The organism is Ruminococcus sp. CAG:379, from assembly GCF_000434255.1.
Classification (GTDB): domain Bacteria; phylum Bacillota; class Clostridia; order Oscillospirales; family Ruminococcaceae; genus Ruminococcus_F; species Ruminococcus_F champanellensis.
Genome location: NZ_FR894806.1, coordinates 10,265 through 11,710, shown reverse-complemented (window position 1 = coordinate 11,710; position 1,446 = coordinate 10,265). Strand labels below are relative to the sequence as shown.

General features: G+C 55.9%; 1 protein-coding gene. It reads left to right on the top strand.

Going from position 1 to position 1,446, the window contains the following annotated elements:
• Positions 1 to 1,354 (top strand): extracellular solute-binding protein (locus tag QVO51_RS00700; RefSeq protein WP_288167672.1); only part of this gene is annotated, 1,354 nt, incomplete at its 5' end.
• Between the last annotated feature and the right edge of the window lie 92 nt (positions 1,355 to 1,446).

Below are 1,446 nucleotides of genomic sequence, written 5' to 3'. Positions count from 1 at the left end.
CGCCTGCGGCGGGAACAGTTCCTCTGAATCCGAGGGACGCACCAAATCCCAGGACGATGTATCCATCGACACGGCGGACAGTGCCATCAACGCCGGAGATCCGGACATCAAGGGACAGACCATCTACTACCTGGGAATCTACGATCTGAACCCCACTGCAAACCAGGATCGAACCGTTGCACTGACCCTGTTTGAGGACGTATACGGGGCGAAGATCGAAACCATCAAGACCACCTCTGAAACCCTGTTTACAGACCTTGCCAACCGGATCAACGGAGGCGATCCGGTGGATATGTTCGACTACCAGTGGGATTCCGTGCCCAACGGGGTGGAAAAGGGACAGTACGAATACCTGGACAGCTACATTGATCTGTCCGATCCCATCTGGGACGGCATGAAGGATCTGATCGAAAAGTACAAATACAAGGGGCATTACTACGTCGTACCCTACTCCGTATCCGACTATATCGCCATCACCTACAGCCGCACCCTCATTGAGGAGGAGGGGCTGACGGATCCCTACAAGCTCTATCAGGAGGGCAAGTGGGACTGGGACGCTTTCATGTCCTCTATGAATACCTTTGTAGCCAACGCTGAGGACGGGGAGACCCGGTATGGCTGCGCAGGCTGGTTCGGGCAGGCGATCGTCCAGTCCACCGGCGAATCCATCATCAACTATGACGGGAAGAAATTCACCAGCAACGTCATGAACGAAAAGATCGAAAAGGCGGAGCTGCTGGAGGAGGAGCTGACCCGGCTGAGCCTGTTTGATCCCACCTGGTACGGCACCTACCCCAACGACGGCTCCATCCTCTACTACGGCATGGCGCCCTGGCATCTGGGACAGTCCAATGTCATGAACCCGGACGGGGATCTGTTCCTGGTGCCCTTCCCCAAGATGCCCGGATCCGACAAGTACTATCTCTGCGGCAATGCGGCGGCAAAGATGCTGGTCAAGAACTCCGACAAGGGGGATGCGGTTGCGGCATACATCAAGTGTGAGCGGCTGGCTGCCACCCAGCCGGAATACAAGCAGGCTGCCAAGGAAAAGGCACTGATCGAGACCAAGACCGCTGCCGGCAAGGTGACCTCCTATCTGACGGAGGAGCAGTACGACTTTATGCAGACCTGGTACACCTCGGAGAATATCGTTCCCATGTTCGACTTCGGCTACGGCATGGGCACCCGGATGAGCAACGAAACCTATGCTTACGAGACCCGTGGCGTTATGAACAACTTCATGGACGGTCTGCTCCAGAAATATGAGGGCACACCCGGCACCTGGGCGGAGATGCGTTCCGCTTGGCAGGGCGTGGTGGATGAGGTCGTAGACGAATTCAACGCAAAGCAATAACACATCAAAACCAACGGCTCCGTACAGGTGTGCGGAGCCGTTTTTCGGAAGGGCACCTGCATTGACTTTGACTGGGCAATCGGATATAATAA